This is a genomic window from Microvirga splendida (assembly GCF_016427565.1).
Taxonomy (GTDB): domain Bacteria; phylum Pseudomonadota; class Alphaproteobacteria; order Rhizobiales; family Beijerinckiaceae; genus Microvirga; species Microvirga splendida.
Genome location: NZ_JAELXT010000002.1, coordinates 1 through 20,876, shown reverse-complemented (window position 1 = coordinate 20,876; position 20,876 = coordinate 1). Strand labels below are relative to the sequence as shown.

General features: G+C 66.0%; 26 protein-coding genes. 10 read left to right on the top strand and 16 right to left on the bottom strand.

Features of this window, described 5'->3' with window-relative positions; all coding sequences use genetic code 11:
* Positions 1-25: 25 nt before the first annotated feature.
* The 6 genes from JAO75_RS02225 to ygfZ all read right to left on the bottom strand — a co-directional run bounded on the left by JAO75_RS02225 (position 26) and on the right by ygfZ (position 5,953).
* Positions 26-544: a tyrosine phosphatase family protein gene (locus JAO75_RS02225; RefSeq protein WP_199046332.1), complete on the bottom strand. Its 519-nt coding sequence runs from the start codon at positions 542-544 to the stop codon at positions 26-28.
* Between the two features lie 237 nt (positions 545-781).
* Complete coding sequence (locus tag JAO75_RS02220) at positions 782-1,375, bottom strand: HD domain-containing protein (protein ID WP_199046330.1); 594 nt, start codon at positions 1,373-1,375, stop codon at positions 782-784.
* A complete protein-coding gene (locus JAO75_RS02215; protein ID WP_199046329.1) occupies positions 1,375-1,983 on the bottom strand; it encodes a DNA-3-methyladenine glycosylase I in 609 nt (202 codons plus the stop codon). The genes JAO75_RS02220 and JAO75_RS02215 overlap by 1 nt, the downstream gene beginning before the upstream one ends.
* A gap of 269 nt (positions 1,984-2,252) precedes the next feature.
* Positions 2,253-2,915 (bottom strand): FMN-binding negative transcriptional regulator, encoded by a 663-nt coding sequence (locus JAO75_RS02210; RefSeq protein ID WP_199046328.1) that lies wholly within the window; start codon positions 2,913-2,915, stop codon positions 2,253-2,255.
* Positions 2,916-3,019: 104 nt separating this feature from the next.
* Positions 3,020-4,960, bottom strand: a complete 1,941-nt coding sequence (locus tag JAO75_RS02205; protein ID WP_199046327.1) for a hybrid sensor histidine kinase/response regulator — start codon at positions 4,958-4,960, stop codon at positions 3,020-3,022.
* A 114-nt stretch (positions 4,961-5,074) separates the two neighbouring features.
* Entirely contained in the window at positions 5,075-5,953 is an 879-nt protein-coding gene (ygfZ, locus tag JAO75_RS02200) for a CAF17-like 4Fe-4S cluster assembly/insertion protein YgfZ (protein ID WP_199046326.1), read from the bottom strand.
* A gap of 77 nt (positions 5,954-6,030) precedes the next feature.
* Here ygfZ and JAO75_RS02195 point away from each other — a divergent pair, with 77 nt between their 5' ends.
* The gene (locus tag JAO75_RS02195; protein ID WP_199046325.1) at positions 6,031-7,365 is read left to right on the top strand and encodes a dihydroorotase; all 1,335 of its coding nucleotides are present in this window, start codon (positions 6,031-6,033) and stop codon (positions 7,363-7,365) included.
* A 14-nt stretch (positions 7,366-7,379) separates the two neighbouring features.
* On the top strand, positions 7,380-7,652 hold the full coding sequence (locus JAO75_RS02190; protein ID WP_199046324.1) for a hypothetical protein: 273 nt from the start codon (positions 7,380-7,382) through the stop codon (positions 7,650-7,652).
* 122 nt (positions 7,653-7,774) lie between these two features.
* Here the strand turns inward: JAO75_RS02190 and JAO75_RS02185 are convergent, their stop codons facing one another.
* From JAO75_RS02185 to JAO75_RS02165, 5 genes are all read right to left on the bottom strand, one after another.
* Entirely contained in the window at positions 7,775-8,098 is a 324-nt protein-coding gene (locus JAO75_RS02185; RefSeq protein ID WP_199046322.1) for a GIY-YIG nuclease family protein, read from the bottom strand.
* 161 nt (positions 8,099-8,259) lie between these two features.
* Complete coding sequence (locus JAO75_RS02180) at positions 8,260-8,523, bottom strand: hypothetical protein (protein WP_199046320.1); 264 nt, start codon at positions 8,521-8,523, stop codon at positions 8,260-8,262.
* Positions 8,524-8,693: 170 nt separating this feature from the next.
* Positions 8,694-9,290 (bottom strand): TIGR02301 family protein, encoded by a 597-nt coding sequence (locus JAO75_RS02175; protein WP_246742330.1) that lies wholly within the window; start codon positions 9,288-9,290, stop codon positions 8,694-8,696.
* Complete coding sequence (locus JAO75_RS02170; RefSeq protein ID WP_199046318.1) at positions 9,287-9,736, bottom strand: NUDIX hydrolase; 450 nt, start codon at positions 9,734-9,736, stop codon at positions 9,287-9,289. The genes JAO75_RS02175 and JAO75_RS02170 overlap by 4 nt, the downstream gene beginning before the upstream one ends.
* On the bottom strand, positions 9,733-10,968 hold the full coding sequence (locus JAO75_RS02165) for a citrate synthase family protein (RefSeq protein ID WP_199046316.1): 1,236 nt from the start codon (positions 10,966-10,968) through the stop codon (positions 9,733-9,735). The genes JAO75_RS02170 and JAO75_RS02165 overlap by 4 nt, the downstream gene beginning before the upstream one ends.
* Before the next feature lie 75 nt (positions 10,969-11,043).
* Between JAO75_RS02165 and JAO75_RS02160 the strand changes: the two genes are divergently transcribed.
* Together JAO75_RS02160 and JAO75_RS02155 are read left to right on the top strand one after the other, a co-directional pair.
* Positions 11,044-12,114, top strand: coding sequence for a citrate synthase/methylcitrate synthase (locus JAO75_RS02160; protein WP_199046314.1), 1,071 nt, complete (start codon positions 11,044-11,046; stop codon positions 12,112-12,114).
* Between the two features lie 247 nt (positions 12,115-12,361).
* On the top strand, positions 12,362-12,673 hold the full coding sequence (locus JAO75_RS02155; protein ID WP_199046312.1) for a hypothetical protein: 312 nt from the start codon (positions 12,362-12,364) through the stop codon (positions 12,671-12,673).
* 19 nt (positions 12,674-12,692) lie between these two features.
* Here the strand turns inward: JAO75_RS02155 and JAO75_RS02150 are convergent, their stop codons facing one another.
* From JAO75_RS02150 to pdxH, 5 genes are all read right to left on the bottom strand, one after another.
* Entirely contained in the window at positions 12,693-13,166 is a 474-nt protein-coding gene (locus tag JAO75_RS02150) for a cupin domain-containing protein (protein WP_199046310.1), read from the bottom strand.
* 134 nt (positions 13,167-13,300) lie between these two features.
* Entirely contained in the window at positions 13,301-13,714 is a 414-nt protein-coding gene (locus JAO75_RS02145) for a response regulator (protein ID WP_199046308.1), read from the bottom strand.
* 761 nt (positions 13,715-14,475) lie between these two features.
* On the bottom strand, positions 14,476-14,895 hold the full coding sequence (locus tag JAO75_RS02140) for a hypothetical protein (protein WP_199046306.1): 420 nt from the start codon (positions 14,893-14,895) through the stop codon (positions 14,476-14,478).
* Between the two features lie 9 nt (positions 14,896-14,904).
* The gene (locus tag JAO75_RS02135; RefSeq protein ID WP_199046862.1) at positions 14,905-15,627 is read right to left on the bottom strand and encodes an SDR family NAD(P)-dependent oxidoreductase; all 723 of its coding nucleotides are present in this window, start codon (positions 15,625-15,627) and stop codon (positions 14,905-14,907) included.
* Positions 15,628-15,731: 104 nt separating this feature from the next.
* Entirely contained in the window at positions 15,732-16,340 is a 609-nt protein-coding gene (gene pdxH / locus JAO75_RS02130; protein ID WP_199046305.1) for a pyridoxamine 5'-phosphate oxidase, read from the bottom strand.
* A 99-nt stretch (positions 16,341-16,439) separates the two neighbouring features.
* On the opposite strand from pdxH, the gene JAO75_RS02125 reads away from it, so the two are divergent.
* The 6 genes from JAO75_RS02125 to JAO75_RS02100 all read left to right on the top strand — a co-directional run bounded on the left by JAO75_RS02125 (position 16,440) and on the right by JAO75_RS02100 (position 20,677).
* Complete coding sequence (locus JAO75_RS02125; protein WP_199046304.1) at positions 16,440-16,865, top strand: RT0821/Lpp0805 family surface protein; 426 nt, start codon at positions 16,440-16,442, stop codon at positions 16,863-16,865.
* Positions 16,866-16,965: 100 nt separating this feature from the next.
* Positions 16,966-17,910, top strand: coding sequence for a DnaJ C-terminal domain-containing protein (locus tag JAO75_RS02120; RefSeq protein ID WP_199046303.1), 945 nt, complete (start codon positions 16,966-16,968; stop codon positions 17,908-17,910).
* A 324-nt stretch (positions 17,911-18,234) separates the two neighbouring features.
* On the top strand, positions 18,235-19,059 hold the full coding sequence (gene fabI, locus JAO75_RS02115; protein ID WP_199046302.1) for an enoyl-ACP reductase FabI: 825 nt from the start codon (positions 18,235-18,237) through the stop codon (positions 19,057-19,059).
* A gap of 31 nt (positions 19,060-19,090) precedes the next feature.
* Complete coding sequence (locus JAO75_RS02110; protein WP_199046301.1) at positions 19,091-19,684, top strand: histidine phosphatase family protein; 594 nt, start codon at positions 19,091-19,093, stop codon at positions 19,682-19,684.
* 46 nt (positions 19,685-19,730) lie between these two features.
* Complete coding sequence (locus JAO75_RS02105) at positions 19,731-20,150, top strand: hypothetical protein (RefSeq protein WP_199046860.1); 420 nt, start codon at positions 19,731-19,733, stop codon at positions 20,148-20,150.
* A gap of 122 nt (positions 20,151-20,272) precedes the next feature.
* Complete coding sequence (locus JAO75_RS02100; RefSeq protein WP_199046300.1) at positions 20,273-20,677, top strand: VOC family protein; 405 nt, start codon at positions 20,273-20,275, stop codon at positions 20,675-20,677.
* The last annotated feature ends 199 nt before the right edge of the window (positions 20,678-20,876 follow it).

Sequence of the window (20,876 nt, the reverse complement as noted above, 5' to 3'; positions counted from 1 at the left end):
AGGCTGACCGTCCGGGCGGAATCGGTTAGCGACCGTTAAGCTGTAACATGAAGGGCGTGCCCTCCATAGCGTCGGCTCCGCGCCCGATCGACCGGATCGCATCGACCATCCGGCCCCGGCGGCCGAGAAGATCGTCGGCGAGCGCGACGAACCGGGCGTTCGGGGTGGCGCTGGGGGCGGCTGCGCGAAGGCTCAGGGCGATGGAGGCCTCGTCCCGCTCCGGCGCCAGGGCGCAGGCCGCGATATAGGCGGCCGCGGTCGAGCGGCTGATCCCGGCCCAGCAATGGAGCACGAGAGGGCTCTCCCGGCCCCAGGCGCCGACGAAGGCGAGCAGTTGCTCCATATGCTCCGCGCCCGCGAGCACGTATCCCTCGCGCGGCTCCACGATGTCGCTGACGCCGATGAAGAGATGCCGCTCCGCCGCAACCCCGGTGAGGCGCGGCACCTCGGCACCGGCTCCGAGCAGGCTCACCACGTGGCTGGCACGGGTCTCGGCCACGGTGTCGTGCAGGCGGGAGAGGGAGCAGACGTGCAGAGTTGGCATGGATCTTGAGTTCATTGAGTCCGGCTCGTCCTACACGATTCGGATGGAGACGGTGAGCACGATGCTCCCTCTCCCGTGTGGGAGAGGGTTGGGGTGAGGGAAGGCCGGTGCCGGAGGAGGTGCTGCGGGTGGCGTTCTGCAGCGGAGATGGCAGCGCTTGGCTGGTCCAGCGCCACGCCCTCACCCCTGCCCCTCTCCCGCCCGGGAGAGGGGATGCGCTATGCTTGATCTTGCGTTTCAACCCGCTAGCGCCGCCGTCACCTTCTCGTGGTAGCGCTCCTCGGCCTGCGCCACCGGCCAGGGCTCCAGAAGGGCCAGCACCGGGCGGGGCAGGGGCTCGGGGCGGCCGAACAGCTTGATCGCCTCTTCGCGGGAAAAGCCCGCAAGGTGCGTCGCCTCGAGGAAGGCCGCCTGCCGGTCCGCCTGCTTGATGAAGCGCTTGAGGGCGGCGCTTGGCTGCGCGGGCAGGCCGAAATGCAGGTGGATGGCAGCCAGCAGGCCCGCCTCGATGGACTTGTAGGCATCGCCGATCACCGCCTTGAACGGCGAGATGATGTCCCCGATCACGTATTCGGGCGCGTCGTGCAGGAGCACCGCCAGGCGCCACTCGCGGGACATGGCCGGATCGAGATGAATGGCAATCGCCTCGACGAGCAGCGAATGCTGCGCAACGGAGAAGATGTGCCCGCCTGCCGTCTGACCGTTCCATCGCGCCACGCGGGCAAGGCCATGGGCGATGTCGTCGAGCTCCACGTCGAGGGGCGACGGGTCAAGCAGGTTGAGGCGGCGGCCGGAAAGCATCCGCTGCCAGACGCGGGGTTCCTTTGCCATCAGCGGGTCTCGGCCAGCGCCGCGCACTCGGCGTGGCGATAGCAGCCGGTGAGATGGTCGTTCGTCATGCCCACGGCCTGCATGAAGGCATAGACGATGGTGGGCCCGACGAAGTTGAAGCCTTCCGCCTTCAACGCCTTCGAGATCCTGCGGGACACCTCGGTCTCGGTCGGCACATCCTTGCGGGTTTTGAGATTCGGCTGCAACGGCCTGCCGTCGACGAAATCCCACAGGAAGCGCGAGAAGCCGCCGCGCTCCTGAATGACGAGCCAGGCGCGGGCGCCGGCAATCGTCGCCTCGATCTTGGCGCGGTTGCGCACGATGCCGGGGTCGAGCATCAGCGCCTCCACCTGCGCCTGATCGAACCGGGCGATCACGGCCGGGTCGAAGCCCGCGAAGGCGCGGCGAAAGTTCTCGCGCTTGCGCAGGATCGTGATCCACGACAGGCCCGCCTGAAAGCCGTCGAGAATGAGCTTTTCGAACAGCGCCCTGTCGTCGTATTCGGGCACGCCCCATTCGGTGTCGTGGTAGTCCACGTAGAGGGGGTCGGTGCCGGGCCACCAGCAGCGGGTTTTGTTGTCGGGGTGCAGGATCAGTCCGTCGCTCATGCAGCCTGTGTAGCGGGAGTGTGGGGAAACGGGAAGATGCGCTTCCGACGTCAGGAGCAGGCCCCATCAACCTCTGTTCTCATCGTGAGAGGCTTGCTCATGAAGAGGAATACGCCTCGGTTTCCGTCATGGCCGTCCCCGGACTTGATCCGGGGATCAGTCCCGGCCATCCCGATGCCGAAAAGAGCAGCACCTCACCGCATCGGGATCACCGGCACAAGGCCGGTGATGACGTGAGGAGGGCTGCCGGTCCTTTATGAACCAGTCACTCAGGATGCGGAGCGTCCGCCACCGCGCAGGGCTCCTCGTGCATCGACCAGATCCGCCATGTGCCGCGAGGCATCGTCCTGCCCGAGGCGCAGGCCCGCCGCCACGCCCTGGCGGTCGGCCTCCGAACGGTTCTGGCTCACCTTCCACTTGCCCTCGATCCGGGTGATCTCGATCTCCACGCCGATGATTCCCTTGAGCTGCGCCGCCACGAAGGGCGCCGGCGCATCGCCGACCGTCCAGGGCTCCGGTCGGGCAGCCTCCTGCACGTCGGTGACGGCGGTGATCTGCCGGAGGAGCCAGTCCGGATCGTCGACCACGCGCATGCGGCCATAGGCCTGAACGATGGCGTAGTTCCAGGTCGGCACGACCTTGCCGTGCTCGCGCTTGGCCGCATACCAGGATGGGGTGATGTAGGTCTCCGGCCCCTGGAAGACCACGAGGGCTTCGACGTCAGGGTCGAAATCCTGCCACTGGCCGTTCGCCCGCGAGAGGTGGGCCCTGAGGGTTCCCAGAGGCGGCGCCGAGCCGTCGAGCGCGAAGGGAATGGGATTGGCCACGAGCCCCGCGCCGCCCAGGGTCACCAGGAGCCCGAGCGGATGGGCCCTGATGAGGGCGTGCTGAACCTCGAGATTGTCCTCACGGAAGTGGGGCGGCTGATACATGGCATTCCCGGATTGATTTCGGCCGGGATGCTAGCGGGAAGCCTTTGCCGGCACCAATCAAAATTGCCGATGCGGTCCATTACGCACGGCGATAGCGCTGGTTCTCAGGAGCGGAGCATCCGCAGCTTGTCGGCAAGCTCCGTCCAGCGGTACGGCTTGCTGATGAAGGAGACGCCTTCGCCCAAGCCCTCGGAGGGAAGGGCCGACATGGGATAGCCCGACGCCAATAGGATCTTGAGGTGAGGGCGCATCTCGCGGGCCTTGCGGGAGAGTTCGACACCGTTCATGCCGTTGGGCATGATCACGTCGCTGAACATCACGTCGATGGCGGCATCGCTTTCCAGAACCGCCACGGCCTCCTGGGCATGGGTGGCGGTCAGCACATCGTAGCCGAGGCTGTCGAAGATGTCGCTCGCCACTTCCAGCACGGCGGGCTCGTCCTCGACGATCAGCACGGTGCCGGCGGTGTCCTGGGCCGGACGTTCCGTTCCGTCCTCGTCCTCCACGGCCTCGCTCCCGCTACTCTGAGCCGGCAGCAGCATGGTGATCGTCGTTCCTCGGTCGGGAGCGCTGTCCACCTTCACGTGCCCGCCCGACTGGGTGACGAAGCCATAGACCTGGCTCAACCCCAGGCCCGTGCCCTTGCCGATCTCCTTGGTGGTGAAGAAAGGCTCGAAGACGCGGTCGAGAACCTCGGGCGCCATGCCCGAGCCGGTGTCCGTCACCGTGACCGAGACGTAGGGGCCGGGTTTCAAGTCGGCGAGAGCCGGATCGTTCTCGCCCACGGTCACATTGCCGGTCGCGATCCTCAGCGACCCGCCGCTCGGCATCGCATCGCGGGCATTGACGATGAGATTGAGGAGGGCCGCCTCGAATTGCGGCGCGTCGACCGAGATCGACCGAATGTGTGGGGCAAGCGCAAGCTGCAGCTTGATGAGCTCGCCGCAGGCCCGGCGCAGGATCGCCTCGAAGCCGCCGATCAGGGTGTTCGGATTGTGCAGGGCCGGCTGAAGGGGCTGACGGCGGGAAAAGGCCAGCAGCTGCTGCGTCAGCTTCGCGCCGCGTTCGGCCGCGCGCTGGGCGCTCTCGATCAGCCGCATGTCGCGCGCATCGCGGGCGTTGCGGGTGAGAAGATCCAGGCTGTTGACGATGATCGTCAGCAGATTATTGAAGTCGTGCGCCACCCCGCCCGTGAGCTGCCCGACGGCCTCCATCTTCTGCGACTGGAACAGGGCTGCCTGAGCCTGAGCCAGGGCCTCCTGCGCCTGCCGGCGCTCGGTGATGTCGCGGGTGATCTTGGCAAAGCCGATGATCTCGCCCAGGTCGTTCCGGATCCGGTCGATGACGACGCTCGCCCAGAACCGGGTTCCATCCTTGCGCAGGCGCCAGCCCTCAGATTCGAACCTGCCTTCGCGCGCTGCGGTTTCCAGGGCGCGCCGCGGCAGCTCGGTCGCCTTGTCCTCGTCGGTGTAGAAGCGGGAGAAGTGCTCGCCCAGGATCTCGTCCTGCGTGTAGCCCTTGATGCGCTGCGCGCCGGCGTTCCAGTTGGTCACGCAGCCCTGCGGATCAAGCATGTAGATGGCGTAGTCGGTGACGCCCTGGACCAGGAGGCTGAAGCGCTGCTCGCTTTCCCTCAGGGCTTCCTGATCTCTCTTCCGCTCAGTCAGATCGCGGGTGATCTTGGCGAAGCCGATCAGGGTGCCGCCGGAATCGCGGATCGGGTCGATGACCACATGGGCCCAGAAGCGCGTGCCGTCCTTGCGCAGGCGCCAGCCCTCGGCCTCGAACTTGCCCTCGCGGATTGCCGTCTCCAGCGCCCGCCGGGGCAGCTCGGTGGCTTTATCCTCGTCCGTATAGAACCGGGAGAAATGCTCGCCCAGGATCTCGTCCTGGGTATAGCCCTTGAATCGCTGGGCGCCAGCATTCCAGCTGGAGACGATGCCCTTGGGATCGAGCATGTAGATGGCATAATCGGTGACCGCGTCGACCAGGAGCTGAAAGCGTCCTTCCTGCGACGTCGAGCCGGTCCCTTGCATGGCGTTCATCAGGATTCCCCAGCAGACCCGGGGCGGCTCTTGCGTCGGGCCGCTCCCAAGTCGATTACCCGTAACGTTTTCGTGAGGGCTTCGTTCCGTCGCAAGCTAGGCTTTTTTGCCAGCTCAGGAAACAGTGCCTTTCTCTCCCGGAACGGCAAACCCCATCCAGGACGGCTTTTCCAGCGTCACGGGAATGCCCCCGGCCCTGATCGCCTCGCCGGCCCTGAGGGCGTCCTCCGCCCGGTCGAGGCGGATCATCAGGAGCCCGCGCCCACCGGCGCCGGTGCCGGTCTTGCCGAGAAGCTTGTCTCCGGCCGTGACCTCGACGCCGAGATCCGCCGCGAAGCCGCCCTCGTAGAGGGCCGGCACGATCCGGGTGCGGGCCGTGCCCCGATGCTGCATGCGGGAGACCACCTCCTGGCCCACATAGCAGCCCTTGTCGAAATCGACCCCGTTCAGCTGGTCCATCAGGGCTTCATGCGGGAAGGCGTCCCCGAACAGGAAGTCGCGCCCGCCCTCCGGCACGCCGAGCGCGATGCGGTGGGCGTGATACGCCTCGGCCGGATCGCCGGCGAACTCCGCAACGTCCTCGGCCGCCACGATGGCGCGCCATCCGAGCGCCGGCACCCGCGGGTCTTCCACGACCAGCCCTGCCTCGTCATCCGGCCGCGGTGCGTCCCACCCGGCCACAAGGCCGAGAGAATCGGACAGGTCCTCGACGGCCACCTTCGCCCGCAGCTTGTAGAAGCCGAGGCGCTTGGCGAGATCGGGCGCGTAGACCTTCAGCACGTCGAGGTAGTAGGCGCCGCCGATCTCTTCGGGCGCCTGGAAGACCAGGAAGTCGAACAGGATCTTGCCCTGGGGCGTCAGCAGGGCGCCGAAGCGCGCGGCTTGCGGAGAGATCCGGTCCAGGTCGCAGGTGATGAGGTTGTCGAGAAAAGTCTTGGCGTCCTCGCCCGAAACCCTTACCACGCCCCGGTCGGCCAGATGGACTGACGGCATATGCCCCGCTCCAGTTGCTCTCTGTGTCGAACTTGACATATGCCCCTTCCGCAGCGGCCTCAAGGGATGAGATTGCCATGCCCCAGACCTTCGACCTGATCCTCAAAGGCGGCATCGTGGTGAACCACGACGGGCGCGCGGAGCGCGATGTCGGCGTGCGCGGCGGAAAGATCGCCGCCATCGGCGACCTGTCGCAGGCCTCCGCCGCGCGCGAGGTCGATTGCCGGGGCCTGCACATCCTGCCGGGCGTGATCGACACCCAGGTGCATTTCCGCGAGCCCGGCCTCGATCACAAGGAGGATCTCGAATCGGGCTCGCGCGCGGCCGTCATGGGCGGCGTCACGACCGTGTTCGAGATGCCCAACACCGACCCGCAGACCACGACGCCCGAGACCCTCGCCGACAAGGTGCGGCGCGGCCACCACCGCATGCATTGCGACTTCGCCTTCTGGGTCGGCGGCACGCACGAGAATGCCGCTGCCGTGCCGGAGCTGGAGCGCCTGCCGGGGGCTGCCGGCATCAAGGTGTTCATGGGCTCGTCCACCGGCTCGCTGCTGGTGGAGGACGACGAGGGCATCGCCAACATCCTCCGCCGCACCCGCCGCCGCGCCGCCTTCCATTCCGAGGACGAGGCGATGCTGCGGGCGCGCAAGGATCTGCGCGTCGAGGGCGATCCAAGCTCGCATCCGGTGTGGCGCTCGGCCGAAGTGGCGCTCGCCTGCACGCAGCGCCTCGTGCGCATCGCGCGGGACACCGGCGCGCGCATCCACGTGCTCCACATCACCACGGCGGAAGAGATGGCGCTGTTGAGGGAGCACAAGGATCTCGTGTCGGTGGAGGTGACGCCACATCACCTGACCCTGGCGGGTCCGGAGGATTACGAGCGCCTCGGCACCTACATCCAGATGAACCCGCCCGTGCGCGACGAACTCCACCGCGCCGCGCTCTGGCAGGGGCTCGATGAGGGCATCGCCGACATCCTCGGCTCCGACCACGCGCCGCACACCCGCGAGGAGAAGGATAAGACGTATCCCAACACGCCCTCCGGCATGACCGGCGTGCAGACGCTGGTTCCGATCATGCTCGATCACGTGAATGCAAGCAGGCTGACGCTCGAGCGCTTCGTCGACATGACGAGCGCCGGCCCCAAGCGCCTGTTCGGCATCGCCGGCAAGGGCCGCATCGCCGTGGGCTACGACGCGGATTTCACCGTGGCCGACCTCAAGCGCATCGAGACCATCCGCAACGACTGGATCGCCTCGAAATCGCAGTGGACGCCCTATGACGGCAGACAAGTCACCGGCTGGCCCGTCGGCACGGTCGTGCGCGGCAACGTGGTGATGTGGGACGGCGCGCTGGAGACGCCGGCGCAGGGCGAGGTGGTGCGGTTCGAGGAGACGTTTAACTCCTAAGGCGGAGGTGCACGATGGCTATAGAGATCCGTGATAGACGCTACACCAGTCTACTTTGCAGCGATGTCATCGCTGATGGCATGTATCTCGAAATTAGAGAAATGACCGATGAAGGAGAGCATGCCGTAGCTGATGTCTTCTATTCAGATCAAAGCAACGACATGGTGTTCACGGCCTACCGCGAGAATATTCCATTGGAGCTTGTCGAGTGGCTGACTCAAAAGGCTAAAGCAGACCTTCTACCACGAGCCCGGAAGGTCAGCGACAATACCACAGCCTCATCCTGAGGAGGATTGCGGAGCAATCCGTCTCGAAGGACGAGGCGTCTCCAGAGACCACTGGACCATCCTTCGAGACGCCTGCTCCGCAGGCTCCGCAGGATGAGGTTGAGTTTGTAATGTTTGGATGTCTAAGTCTGGTCCGCTTCACCCGCCTTGAGGCCCGAGCGACGGCTTTTCGACAGGCTTTGAAGAGCGTCGAAATCGCCTCTGATCAAGGCTTCTTTCTTGGCTCTCGACCATCCTTTGACCTGTCTCTCGTAGGCAATCGCATCGGTGATGCTGCCGAACTGGATTGAGTAGACGAGGGCAACGGGCCGTCGCTTCGCCGTATAGCCGCCAAAGATGCCCTGGTTGTGCTGACTGACGCGCGTTTCCAAATCCTCCGACCGGCTCGTGCCGGTGTAGTAGCTTCCGTCGGCACAGCGCAGGATATAGAACCAGCAGCCGTCCATTTGTGCACCTCTAAGACAAACAACGGAGCCTCATCCTGAGGAGCCGCGCAGCGGCGTCTCGAAGGAGGATCCAGTGGTCTCTGGAGACGCCTCGTCCTTCGAGACGCTACGCTCCTCAGGATGAGGCTACGGGGATACAAGCTGATCGGCGGAAACCGTGCTCAATGCTTCAACGACATCGCCATCGAAAACGCGCCCGTGCGGATCTTGTCCGGCAGGGTGGCGGCGTATTCTGCAACGGCATCCTCGCCATAGGTGGCAACGAGCTCGGTGAAGGCTGCGAAGAGGGCGGCCTGGGCCATGCAGTCGCCGTCGAGCCCGTCGAGCTCGGCCTCGGCGAAAGCCTCGGTCACATAGCTCAGGGCCGCCTGCTTGAGGGCGCTGAGGTCGGGCGATTCGTCGAGAAGGACGTCGTTGTCGTTCATGATCCAGGCCCCTTGAGGGGCGGCGCGCGAGTTCGGTTGAATTAGTCTTAGACATCGCGCCGACCCGCCGCCAGCATCACCTTGCAAGGAGGTTAACGCGAGGGGGTATCGGTCGAAATAATGTGGATAAGAGGCGCGGCTGCAACACCCCGTCGGAGAGGCGCTTTCGTCTACCCGCCGTAGCGCCCGGTGATGTTGCGGGCGAGCTGCTCGCCCTCGGCCAGGAAGCGCAGCGAGGCCTCCTGGGCGGACGCCGTGCAGACCCGGTAGGTGAGGGCATAGGCCTGGTAGCCCTTGTTGTAGGCGCCGGCGAGGCGCTCTTTCCTCCCCGGAGTGGTGCCCTCGGCCTCGAGCAGAATCTGCATGCGTCGGTTCCATTCGGCGGCATCGGGCGCGCTGCAGAGGGGGCGCAGCATGGCCAGCGACCCCATGATCTCGGCCAGCCGCAGCAGCTCCTTCTCGTAGGGAGCGGGCGGCGGCTCGACCACCGGGGCGGGCTCCGCCTGCTGCTGGGGCGCCTGCTGCTGCGGCTGAGCGGCCGGGCGCTGCGATTGCGGCCGGCGTTGCTGCGGCTGCTGAGGGGCAGGCTGCGGGCGGTACTGCGGCTGGGGACGGTACTGAGGCTGCGGCCGGTATTGCGGCGGCACGCCCGGCTGCTGGCCCGGGGGAGGGCCGAACAGACGCTCGAAGAAGCCCTGGGCCGCGGCCGGCTGGGGCAGGGCCATCAGCATCGTGGAGGCGGCAAGGATCAGGCCGGCATGCCTCAAGGCGCGGACTCCTCTCGGGCGATCATGAAGGCCTGCTCCAGAATGCCGGCGAGCCCTGCCGTCAGCGGCAGATCGGCGATGTCCCGTTCCGTGATCCAACGGATTTCCTTTGCTTCCGGACCTGTCTGGGGTTCGCCCGAAGCCCAGCGGGCCGCATGGGCGGCGATGACGACATGATGCCTTATATGGCCTTTCTCGTCCCTTTCAATGAATTCGACCGGGGCGATCAGGCCGATAAGCTTGGCCTCAACCCCCACCTCCTCGCGAAGTTCCCGCAGGGCTGCTTCCGCCAGGGTCTCGCCGGTCTCCACCATGCCGCCCGGCAGGGAGAACAGCCCCTCGCTCGGCGGCTTGCCCCGGGCGGCGAGAAGGATGCGCCCCTCGCGGATCACCGCCACGGAGGCGGCGAGAACCGGGCGGACGGGATAGAAGCGGTCGCTCGTCATGAAGAATGCTTTTCCTGGGCCGCGACATAGCGCGCCCGTGGGCGGATGAGGGCCATCTGGCCCCGCTGCTCGATGGCATGGGCGAGCCACCCGGCCGTGCGGCCGATGGCAAAGAGCGTAAAGGCGGCGCCCACCGGCAGTCCATAGGCCCGCTCCATCATGACGAGCGCCACGTCGATGCTAGCGCATCGTGCCGAAAAGTGGTCCCGGTTTTCCGCGCTGAACGATGCGCTGCTCAAGGAATTGAGCATCGGATGAGTCCCAAAAGTGGATTCCACTTTTGGGTCCGATGCTCGATGCGAGCCGCCCGAGGCATCCGCCAGAGCCCGCAGGGTCGTGGCATCCGAGGCGAGCAGGGGCACGTTCTCCAGCAGGGCCCGGGCCCGGGGATCGCCGTCCGGATACAGGCGGTGCCGGAACCCGGGCGGGGGCATCGTCGTGGGCGCGTTCAGGAAGGCGCGAACGCGCTCGGTCATGCCCCCGTGATAGGGGCCGCTCAGGGCCGCGAGGCCCGCGATCACCGCGTTGCGCAGGGATGCGCCGGTCGAGGCCGTGACCCGCACGGCAAAGGCCGATGAGCTGAGTTCGTGATCGGCGCACAGAACCAGCGCCCGCCGGATCGCCTCGGCCGCCTGGGGCGGAACCGCCCAGGCCTGGGCTAGGTGCCGGTGCAGGGGCTCGGCGGCGGGATCGGCCCCGCTGCCCGCCATTGTGACGAGGCGCAGGATCGCCGCCACCTCGGCCGCCCGGGTTTCCCGCGCGGCCGGCTCGGACAGGAGCCGGACGGCCTGCGCCACGAAAGCATGCGGCCCGAAGGCCGGTCTGGCGGGAGGGGCGGGGATCCGGGAGGGCCGGTGAAACGCCTCCCTGTCCAGGGCACCGATCAGGAGGCGGGCAACGTCCTCGAGGGTGGCGGCGCGCGCCAGCGCCACGGCGTCCTGCCCGCGATAGAACAGCCGCCCGTCGCGGATCTGGGTGATGCTCGTCTCCAGCACGGGCAGGCCCCAGTCGAGGGCCGTAGCGGCCGCAACCGCCGGTCGGCGGAAGCGTGCTTTACGCTCCAACAGGGCCTCCACGTCGTCCAGGGCGTAGAGCCGCTGGCGCGGATCGTGCGGCGATGAAAACGACCGGATCAGGCCGCGGCTCACATAGGCGTAGAGGCTCGCCCGGCTGATGCCGAGGCGGGACGAGGCCTCTTCGGCGGAGGTGAGATCAAGGGTTGCGGTGCCCATATGTTGATATGTTGATTCAAGATTGACGCTTCCGCAAGCCCGGCGCGATGCTCCCTGCAACGAAGGAGAGCATTCATGACGATCGGATTGGACGACGTGGTGGCGGCAGAAACCAGCTTGAGCCATGTGGATGGCGAGGCGGGCCGCCTGATCATCGCCGGGCACGACCTCGAGGAGTTGGCCGGTCGGGTGAGTTTCGAGGACGTGACGGCGATGCTCTGGGACGGCCTTATCCCCGACGCCGCCTCCGACCCGAAGGCCCTGTTGAGCGCAGCCCGGCAGAGGGCTTATGCCCATCTCGCGCCTCTCAGCCCCCAGCTTGCCGGCCTCACGCCCGTGGAGGGCATGCGCCTGCTGCTCGCGAGCCTGCCCGATGCGGAGCGGGACCATGCGGCTCTGGCTGTCGGAGCCGCAGGCGTCGCGGCCGCCATGGCGGTGCGGGGCGCCCGGGGCCTCGCGCCGGTCGCCCCCGATTCCCTGCTGGGTCACGCGGCGGATATCTTGCGCATGATGCGCGGCGCGCCGGTCTCGGCCGAGGAGGCGCGGGGCCTCGACACCTATCTCGTGACCGTCATCGACCACGGGCTCAACGCCTCCACCTTCACGGCCCGGGTGGTCGCCTCGACGCAAGCCGGCATCCTGTCATCGGTGGTGGCGGGGCTCTGCGCCCTCAAGGGTCCGCTCCATGGCGGGGCACCCGGCCCGGTGCTCGACATGCTGGATGCCATCGGCTCCATCGACCATGCGGAGGCCTGGCTCGACGATGCCATCGCCCGTGGCGAGCGCCTCATGGGCTTCGGCCACCGCATCTACAAGGTGCGCGACCCGCGGGCGGACGTGCTCATGGCCGCCGTCGGGCGGCTGAAGGGAAAGAGCAACCGCATCGCCTTCGCGGAGGCCGTCGAAGCTACGGCCCTCAAGGTGCTGGAGCGCCGCAAGCCCGGACGCCGGCTCGACACCAATGTGGAGTTCTACACCGCCATCCTGCTTGATGCCTTGGGCGTCCCGCGCGAGGGCTTCACGCCGCTCTTCGCCGCCGGCCGCTCGGCGGGCTGGGTGGCCCACGCCATCGAGCAGACCCGTACCGGCCGCATCATCCGCCCGCAATCGCGCTATGTGGGGGCTTGGCCTGCGGAAGCGGCGTGATCGGCTCCATTGCGCCGGCGCCTCCGGCCGTGCGCCCGATGGCGAAGGGCGTCAAAGCAGCGCCACATCGATGTTGTGCGGGTTGCGTTCAACTAACGAGCATATGGCCAAGTTTTAAGCGACCGTGCTAGATGCGTTGCAATCTTTCCGCATGGTAAGGCTAGCGTTAGGACCAACGGGGGTGGTCCTGGTGCACATCTGTCGGTTTTGACAGCAAACCCAAAGAACCCCGCTTGGGGGCAGCGTGATGTTCGAGGTACTGGCTCGATTCTTCCTGGGTGAGCCGCCACGCGAAAAGGGCGTGCAGGTCGATCTCATCTACAGCGACCCGGATCTCCAGGCCTTCTTCCTGCTGCTCGTGATCTTTGGATCGCTGCTTTTGGCTCCGTTCGTCCCGTCCTTATGGCGGATGCAGAGACAAGGGGCAGCCTTCGTGCTGGCCTTCACGGTATTCTGTGCCGTGAGCTTTGCTGCAATAGGCATTTTCGCCAGTGGCTTTGCCGGTGGACGGTATCCACAACTCCAATGGAGCGCGGGCCAGCAGCAAGTCCTGAAGTGATCCTGCCACTGTCCCTCCCTCACGCGGGAGGTGGTCCGACGAACTCGAGACCGTAGCGGCCTGCGATTTCCACGATGCGAGGCATATCCCGCGACGGGTGGAGACCGAGCCTGTCGACCTCGATGAAGAAGCCATCCCCATCGCCAGGGGTCAGGGTGATCAGCAGTTGCCCCTCGCCGGGACCGATATTCTTGAAGGTATGCGGAGCACCCTTCGGGATCAGGACGGTGTCACCGTCGGTCAGGTCCTGAGCCTCTCCCATGCACCAGAAGCGGAATTGGCCGGCGAGGACGCGGAACAGCTCCTGCTCCCTGTGATGCACATGCATCGGCGGACCGGCCCCGGCCGGGACCTTTTCAATCCAGTGGGAAAAGGCCCCCTTGGATTCATCGGAGCGAACCAGGAAGGTGCGGGGCAGATCGAAGGCCTGATTGTCGGTGCCTTCGCCAGCCCGCCGGACGAGTGCCCTGTCTCCCGAACCCTGCTCCATCATCTCGCCTCTTGGTTTTCATGGCATCCGAAGCCGACCAGGCGAAGCTAGCACGCGAGCTTCGCGGCTTGAGAGGGCAATTTCGGAGGATGGCAGGGCGGTGAGTTCGGAGATCGCGTTGGTGTCGCGGGATTAAGTCATGCTGCCTTTGTTATCGGGAACGGGAGCACGTGAGCGGGTTCAGAGCTCTTCAGAGCCTGCAGCACCTCGAGGACTCTCATGGGCGCTTGCGGCGGAATGAAGACCGCGTGTGCAGACGGCTTCTCCGCCGGGTCCAGATCCGAGAGCAGAAGCGCAGGCCGGTTGGGGTGATGCTCGTGGTACTCGTCAGCGAGGATCCATCCGCAGACGAGCCCAGGCAGGCTGACCTTGCTCACAAGCCAGTCGATCTCTTCGCCTAAGTGGCAAAGGGCCAGCAAGGCCCGATCTCCCGCCGGTACAGCGATGACATCGAAGCCGCCTGCACAAAGCAGTTGAGTCAGGAGTTCGCGGGTGAGCGCATCATCATCGACAACAAGGACCGTAGCCTTGGAACGGGAAGCGGAAACCATTCTGGTTTCCTCCAGATGATCCCTGAGTCTCCGCCTGATCCGATTAACGGCGGCTTAATCGAGGGGGCCTTTTCGAGGGATCGTCCCAAGGAGCGGTTGTGCTGTCACGGGAGTAGATCTTAGGGAGGGTAGGGCAGCAGATGATGAGCGCTTAATTGCTGCGGCGCTGCATTGCTTTCTCATGAAGGGCGTCAGGCCTGAACCTGCAGTAATCAGGCCGAGAATCACAGGGAACCGGTTGCATCCCTCTTTTGGCGTATGCATCGGGAAACTTGTCTTATGCGTTTCCTGAACGAGGCAGCCCGACACAGCTGGTTTCAATCACAGGAAAGGTACCACGCATGAAAAGCCTAGTTCTCGTCCTGGCTCTTGCAGCGACTCCCGCAGCCGCACAGGCTGAACGCGTTACGTTGCATAGACTTCACGTCCTTTGCTCGACAGCGGACACGGCAAACCGCCTGTATGAGCTGCGCGGCAACAACAGCGCTTGGATAGCACAGGTCAAATCGGAAACCGCCCAGAATCGCTGCACGATCCTTCCGAAAGCCACGAATGTGTGGGTGGAAAGCCGCTCCGGGGCGCTGGCTTGTGCCAAAGGCGATGACATGCCCAGCTGCGGGTGGACCGTGCTCGATGCGACTAATAGCTCCGCAGTTAGGGAAGGGCATTCCATCAGCCCCTCCCTGGCCAGGAGCTGAGGGCAGCCCGGTCTGCCGTCGTGATGGATCATAGCTTGGTCCACGCGGGCGGTGTGATGCTCCCTACTGCCCCATCTCGTCCGGCCGCTGAGCCAAGCACGGATCGAGGACGATGAAGTCCGGGTTCGGGCGGCTGTAGCCGCCAGCCACCGTCACCACGTCGCCGACCTTCATGTCGTTGGTCTGGTAGGTGACGCAGAGCACCTTCGGGGCGGGCGCGGTGCCGCACAGGCCGAGATAGGCCAGCGTCCCGTCGAAATGCACGTAGGCGAGGGGGCCCGTGACGCTGAAATCCACGCGGGTCTCGCCAGTCTCGCGCCCCTCGGTCAGCTCCCGCACCTCATGGCATTGCGCCCGATAGGAGGGGTGCATGTCCGGGTCGGCAAAGGGGGTTCTGTCAGGGCCTTCCTGGCTTGACGCTCCCGTCACGGAGCCGATCATCAGCGACGCGATGAAAAGGCTCCGCATCCGGCGTCGGGGCATGGATCGCCTTCAGACGTGCTGGCCGCCGTTGATGTGCAGCTCCGCGCCGTTCACGTAGGAACTCGCATCCGTGCAGAGGAAGTAGATGGCCTTGGCCACCTCGTCCGGCGTGCCGAGGCGCCGCATGGGGATCTGCTCGACGATCTTCTCCGTGCCCGGGGACAGGATCGCGGTGTCGATCTCGCCAGGCGAGATCGCGTTCACGCGCACGCCCAGCGGCCCGAAATCGCCCGCCATCTCGCGGGTGAGCGAGGCGAGCGCCGCCTTGGACGTGGCATAGGCCGCGCCCGCGAAGGGATGGACGCGCGAGCCCGCGATGGAGGTGACGTTGACCACCGAGCCCTTGGCCTTGGTGAGCTCGTCCTGCAGGCCGCGGGCCAGCATGATTGAGGCGAAGAAGTTCACCTGGAACACCCGCAGCCAGTCCTCGTAGCGGGTGTCGAGGGTGCCCATCCGCGCGCCGCCTTCGCCCTTGGGCGAGATGCCCGCATTGTTGACCAGTGCGTGCAGGCAGCCGCCCTCGGCGGCGAGCCGCTCCTTCACCTCCGCGATGGCGCGGCGGGTGTCTTCAGCATCGGCGAGATCGACCTGCAGGTGATCCTCCGGCCCCATCTCCCACGGGCAGTTCTCGGGAAAGCCGTGGCGCGAGCAGGTGATGACCCGCCACCCGGCCGCGGAGAAGCGCTTGACCGTGGCATGCCCGATCCCGCGGCTGGCGCCGGTGAGCAGCATGATGCGGCGGGAATTGCTGGGCGAAGAGGACATAAAAATCTCTCGTGCGAGGGTGCCGACCCTTAGACCTGTTCAGGGTCAGGGTCTACGGCCAAGAATATCGGTCACGGGTAGAGCCGCACCTTCCGCCAGCCGTCGCCGTCGCGGCTGAACACCACCCGGTCGTGCAGACGGAACGGCTTGTCCTGCCAGAACTCGATTGTCGTCGGGGCGATGCGGAAGCCCGTCCAGTGGGGCGGGCGCGGGATTTCGCCCACGGCGAATTTGGCGGTGTTCAGGGCGACCGCCTTCTCGAGGGCGAAGCGGCTCTCCAGGGGGCGCGACTGCTGGCTCGCCCAGGCGCCGATGCGGCTGTCGCGGGGGCGGCTCTGGAAATAGGCGTCGGCCTCCTGGTCGCTCACCAGCGTCACAGGGCCGCGGGCGCGCACCTGACGGCGAAGGCTCTTCCAATGCAGCACGAGCGCGGCCTTCCCCTGGCCCAGAAGCTCGCGGCCCTTGTTGGATTCCGTGTTGGTGTAGAACACGAAGCCGTTCTCATCGAACCCTTTCAGCAGCACCATGCGCACGTTCGGCAGCCCGGTCTCGTCCACGGTGGCGAGCGCCATGGCGTTGGGGTCGTTCGGTTCCGAGGCTTCCGCCTCCTTCATCCAGGCCTGGAAGAGACCGAAGGGCTCGTCCGATTCAGTGAAGTCACCAGTTATTAACCCGCTCACTGTTTTATCTCGTTCTGTGACTTTTGGTTCTGGGGGACCCAACGCGTGACGTGGATCAATCCGCGCCGTTATAGATCAGATGGCTTCGCTGGCGAAGCCATGAAAATCCTGGTCGTGGGCCTGCTCGCCCTGTCGACGAGCGCCTGCGGCATGTCCCTTGGATTGTCGGCCCTGGACGAGGACGGGCCCAAGGCGACGGGCGCCATCGGCCCCAAGAGCGACATCACCCTCCCGGCCGATCTGGACGAGGAGGATTGGCGACGGGCCAAGGCGGCGCTGGCCGTCGCCCTCGACCCGCAGGGACCCGGCACCCAGGTCTCGTGGGACAACCCGGCGACCAGCCGGAAGGGCACCTTCACGCCCATGGGAGCCCCCTTCGTGAAGAACGACGAGATCTGCCGCAGCTTCTCGGCCCATCTGAGCGGCCCGACCGCGAGCGCCCTGCAGGGCACCGCCTGCCGGCCTTCCGGCGGCGAGTGGACCCTCAAGGACGTCAAGCCGGCGAAAGGCACGGCCAAGGTCTAGCCGCATCGGTTCAGGCGTTGCAAAGGGGCAACACTTCGCCCATATGACCGTCAACTCCGTTGAGCTTTCATGCTCCTAATCCGACGGTTCAGGATTCACCATGCGCAACCCCTACGACGTTCTCGGCGTGTCCCGCTCTGCGAGCGAAGCGGACATCAAGAAGGCGTTCCGCAAGCTCGCCAAGACCTACCACCCGGACAGCAACAAGGACGATCCCAAGGCCAAGGACAAGTTCGCGGAGGCCAACTCGGCCTACGAGATCCTCGGCGATGCCGCCAAGCGGGCGCAGTTCGACCGGGGCGAGATCGACGCCGAGGGCAAGCCGCGCTTCTCCGGCTTCGAGGGTTTCGGCGGCGGCCGGGGCGGGGCTGAGGGTTTCGCCGGGTTCGGCGGCGGCAATCCCTTCGGCGGGCGGCGCAGCAACAGGGGAGGTTTCGGGGCCGATCCGGGCGAGGATTTCTTCTCCCAGATCTTCGAGAGCGCGTTCCGGCAGCAGGGGGCCGAGAGCCCGCGTCAGGCCCGCGGCCGTCCCCGGTCCCAGAAAGGCGAGGACGTCGAGGCGACGCTCACGGTCACCCTTGAGGAGGTCGCGGCCGAGGCGAAGAAGCGGCTCAGGCTCCCCACCGGCCGCGACGTGGACGTGGTCATCCCCAAAGGCGTCGCCGACGGCCAGGTGATCCGCCTGCGCGGCTTAGGGCAGGGCGCCCCCGGCATCGATCCGGGCGACGCGCTGCTGACCATCGCGTTCGCGCCCCATGAGCGGTTCACGCCGGAGGGCTCCAACCTGCGGCTGCGGCTGCCGGTCGAGATCGAGGAGGCCGTCCTGGGCGGGTCCGTGCGCGTGCCGACGCTCACCGGCTCGGTGGAGATGAAGATCCCGCCGCTCACCAATTCCGGCCGCACCTTCCGCCTGCGCGGCAAGGGCCTGCCGGGCAAGACCGGCCCCGGCGACCTCTTCGTGACCACGGAGATCAGGCTGCCCGAGGTTGTAGACGAGGACCTGATGGACTACGCCCGCAGGCGCCTTTCGGCCAAGGCGAAGTAGATCTGCCGACGCCGGTGTCATCCCCGGCGGCCCGCAGGGCCGGGAAGGGGATCCACTCCCAGGCTTTGCGTTATGGATTCCCTTCCCCTCCGCTGCGCTCCGGCCGGGAATGACACCCACCACGTCATGGCCGGGCTCGTCCCGGCCATCCCGATCCATCGAGATCACCGGCACAAGGCCGGTGATGACGCGGTGAAGGTTCGGAGGGGCGGCCCCAAAGCACCCGGATTGCGAAACGGTTCCCAAGAGGGCTTCCCCGTGGGCGACGGGTCGGTTAAAGAGGCCGTTCTTATTTAAACTATCCAGCGACGATCTAGGTGAACCATGGCGGAGACTAAGGCTCCCGGCATTCTGGCCGGCAAGCGCGGCTTGATCATGGGCGTGGCGAACAACCGTTCGATCGCCTGGGGCATTGCGCAGGCGGCCCGCCAGCACGGGGCGGAACTCGCCTTCACCTATCAGGGCGAAGCCTTGAAGAAGCGCGTCGAGCCCCTGGCGAAGGAGCTGGATGCCCATGTTGTCGGCCATTGCGACGTGACGGACGGCGCCACCATCGACGCGGTCTTCGACGAGGTGAAGCGCCTCTGGGGCTCCATCGACTTCGTGGTCCACTGCATCGCCTTCTCGGACAAGGACGAGCTCACCGGCCGCTATGTGGAGACCTCGGAGGGCAACTTCACCAAGTCGCTGCTGATCTCCTGCTATTCCTTCACGGCCATCGCCCAGCGGGCCGAGAAGCTGATGAACGAGGGCGGCTCGCTGCTCACGCTCACCTATTACGGCGCCGAGAAGTGGATGCCGCACTACAACGTCATGGGCGTGGCGAAGGCCGCGCTCGAGGCTTCGGTGCGCTATCTGGCGGCCGATCTCGGCCCCAAGAACATCCGCGTCAACGCCATCTCGGCGGGCCCGATCAAGACGCTGGCCGCCTCGGGCATCGGCGACTTCCGCTATATTCTGAAGTGGAACGAGTACAACTCGCCGCTGCGCCGCACGGTCACCATCGAGGAGGTGGGCGAGACCGCCGCCTATCTCGTGTCCGACATGTCCCGCGGCATGACCGGCGAGATCCTGCATGTGGATGCGGGCTACCACGTGGTCGGCATGAAGAACCCGGAAGCCCCGGACCTCTCCCTGGACAAAGACTGAGCCTTAAGTCAACGCGTAGCCGGAACCCGCCGTGACCCCGTCCCGCCCCACGATCTACTTCATTCGCCATGGCGAGACGGACTGGAACCTCGAAGGCAGGCTCCAGGGCCAGAAGGACATTCCGCTCAACGATGTGGGCCGCGTCCAGGCCGAGGAGGCCGGCCGCAAGCTGAAGGCCCTCGCGCCCCACGTGGAAGACCTCGCCTATGTGGCGAGCCCCATGGCCCGCACCCGCGAGACCATGGAGATCCTGCGGGGAAGCCTGGGGCTGCACCCGGAATCCTACCGGCTGGACGAGCGCCTCGTGGAGCTGACCTTCGGCGTGTGGGAAGGCATGACCTGGAAGGAGGTCCGCAAGGCGGAGCCGGCTCTGGCGGCGCTGCGCGAGCAGGACAAGTGGCACTACGCCCCGCCCGGCGGCGGCGAGAGCTACGCCATGCTGGTCGACCGCATTCGCCCCGTTCTCGACGACCTCACCCGCGACACGGTGGTGGTGGCCCATGGCGGCGTCGCCCGCGCCTTCCTCGCCATCGCCTGCGGGGTCAACTCCCGGCAGGCCGCCAGCATGGACATCTGGCAGGGTCGGGTGCTCGTGATCGACGGACGTCAGCACCGCTGGGTGTGAGGGCGTAGAGCCGCACAACCATCCAGGCGCTCCCGCGTTGTCGGATATGCAATACATCTGCGACGCTCCGGGATCGACGACGTGGTTTCGCATTGAGACCGAAGGCGAGGCTGCGCTCGAGTCCGATGCCATGCAGCATGCGGTCGAGAAGCACTTCCGGCAGGCCTGGGACGCGGCCGTGCAGAGCTACCGGTCGGCGTCGAGCCCCTTCGTCGAGCAGAACATCGGCCTCAAGGATCACATCCAGCGCACCATGCCGCTGTTCCTGACCCTGCGCGACGGGGAAGGGCAGGCGCTCGTGACGGCCATGCTGCCGCCGGCCGGCAGGCTCGACCCGACCTTCAGGATCATCATCGTGGGCCCCGAGAACCGCGATCCGTACCCTGCGCATGGGGACGCCATCGCCAAGCTCGGCGAGCATCTCGGCCTCACCCTCGAGCGAAGCCGCTGCTACCCTTATCGCTGAGCGCCCCAGACGCTCATGACCTGTACGGATCGGATCCGCGTGGCCTAAGGTCGGTCGTCAGCCCCAAGGAAATTTTCCCTTATGCGGGACGACCGCCTCATCCGACCACGCAGGAGACCGCCGTGAATCAAGGCATCGCCCATATCGCCCTTGTGGTCCGGGACTACGACGAGGCCATCGACTTCTATGTGAACAAGCTCCGGTTCGAACTGGTCCAGGACACATACCAGCCGGAGCAGGACAAGCGCTGGGTCGTCGTCAGGCCACAGGGGAGCGGCAGCGCATCGCTGCTGCTGGCCCGCGCGTCCAATGCTCATCAGGAGACCTTCATCGGCAACCAGGCCGGCGGCCGCGTTTTCCTGTTTCTGCGGACATACGATTTCTGGCGCGACCATGCCGCCATGCTCGAAGCCGGCATCGCATTCGTCCGGGAACCCAAGCAGGCGGATTACGGCATCGTTGCCGTGTTCAGGGATCTCTATGGCAATCTCTGGGACCTCGTTCAATTCACGGACGGCCGTCCGTAATCACCCTCCGCGTCATCCCCGGACTTGGTCTGGGGATCCACGTCTTTGCGTGCGGTAAGACGTGGATGGCCGGGACAAGCCAGGCCATGACGGTGAGGGGATGGCCCTGCCCATCAGGATCAATGTTCTCATTTTGTTCTTGACAACGACCTCAATCTTAGCTATAAGGTTGCGTAGATCTGCTCCTCAGAGGGGCGCG

What these genes read in the sequence shown, in the direction of transcription:
- JAO75_RS02225 (WP_199046332.1), bottom strand. Translation starts at nt 544, where the DNA reads ATGCCAACTCTGCACGTCTGCTCCCTCTCCCGCCTGCACGACACCGTG.
- JAO75_RS02220 (WP_199046330.1), bottom strand. Translation starts at nt 1,375, where the DNA reads ATGGCAAAGGAACCCCGCGTCTGGCAGCGGATGCTTTCCGGCCGCCGC.
- JAO75_RS02215 (WP_199046329.1), bottom strand. Translation starts at nt 1,983, where the DNA reads ATGAGCGACGGACTGATCCTGCACCCCGACAACAAAACCCGCTGCTGG.
- JAO75_RS02210 (WP_199046328.1), bottom strand. Translation starts at nt 2,915, where the DNA reads ATGTATCAGCCGCCCCACTTCCGTGAGGACAATCTCGAGGTTCAGCAC.
- JAO75_RS02205 (WP_199046327.1), bottom strand. Translation starts at nt 4,960, where the DNA reads ATGAACGCCATGCAAGGGACCGGCTCGACGTCGCAGGAAGGACGCTTT.
- ygfZ (WP_199046326.1), bottom strand. Translation starts at nt 5,953, where the DNA reads ATGCCGTCAGTCCATCTGGCCGACCGGGGCGTGGTAAGGGTTTCGGGC.
- JAO75_RS02195 (WP_199046325.1), top strand. Translation starts at nt 6,031, where the DNA reads ATGCCCCAGACCTTCGACCTGATCCTCAAAGGCGGCATCGTGGTGAAC.
- JAO75_RS02190 (WP_199046324.1), top strand. Translation starts at nt 7,380, where the DNA reads ATGGCTATAGAGATCCGTGATAGACGCTACACCAGTCTACTTTGCAGC.
- JAO75_RS02185 (WP_199046322.1), bottom strand. Translation starts at nt 8,098, where the DNA reads ATGGACGGCTGCTGGTTCTATATCCTGCGCTGTGCCGACGGAAGCTAC.
- JAO75_RS02180 (WP_199046320.1), bottom strand. Translation starts at nt 8,523, where the DNA reads ATGAACGACAACGACGTCCTTCTCGACGAATCGCCCGACCTCAGCGCC.
- JAO75_RS02170 (WP_199046318.1), bottom strand. Translation starts at nt 9,736, where the DNA reads ATGACGAGCGACCGCTTCTATCCCGTCCGCCCGGTTCTCGCCGCCTCC.
- JAO75_RS02165 (WP_199046316.1), bottom strand. Translation starts at nt 10,968, where the DNA reads ATGGGCACCGCAACCCTTGATCTCACCTCCGCCGAAGAGGCCTCGTCC.
- JAO75_RS02160 (WP_199046314.1), top strand. Translation starts at nt 11,044, where the DNA reads ATGACGATCGGATTGGACGACGTGGTGGCGGCAGAAACCAGCTTGAGC.
- JAO75_RS02155 (WP_199046312.1), top strand. Translation starts at nt 12,362, where the DNA reads ATGTTCGAGGTACTGGCTCGATTCTTCCTGGGTGAGCCGCCACGCGAA.
- JAO75_RS02150 (WP_199046310.1), bottom strand. Translation starts at nt 13,166, where the DNA reads ATGATGGAGCAGGGTTCGGGAGACAGGGCACTCGTCCGGCGGGCTGGC.
- JAO75_RS02145 (WP_199046308.1), bottom strand. Translation starts at nt 13,714, where the DNA reads ATGGTTTCCGCTTCCCGTTCCAAGGCTACGGTCCTTGTTGTCGATGAT.
- JAO75_RS02140 (WP_199046306.1), bottom strand. Translation starts at nt 14,895, where the DNA reads ATGCCCCGACGCCGGATGCGGAGCCTTTTCATCGCGTCGCTGATGATC.
- JAO75_RS02135 (WP_199046862.1), bottom strand. Translation starts at nt 15,627, where the DNA reads ATGCTGCTCACCGGCGCCAGCCGCGGGATCGGGCATGCCACGGTCAAG.
- JAO75_RS02125 (WP_199046304.1), top strand. Translation starts at nt 16,440, where the DNA reads ATGAAAATCCTGGTCGTGGGCCTGCTCGCCCTGTCGACGAGCGCCTGC.
- JAO75_RS02120 (WP_199046303.1), top strand. Translation starts at nt 16,966, where the DNA reads ATGCGCAACCCCTACGACGTTCTCGGCGTGTCCCGCTCTGCGAGCGAA.
- fabI (WP_199046302.1), top strand. Translation starts at nt 18,235, where the DNA reads ATGGCGGAGACTAAGGCTCCCGGCATTCTGGCCGGCAAGCGCGGCTTG.
- JAO75_RS02105 (WP_199046860.1), top strand. Translation starts at nt 19,731, where the DNA reads ATGCAATACATCTGCGACGCTCCGGGATCGACGACGTGGTTTCGCATT.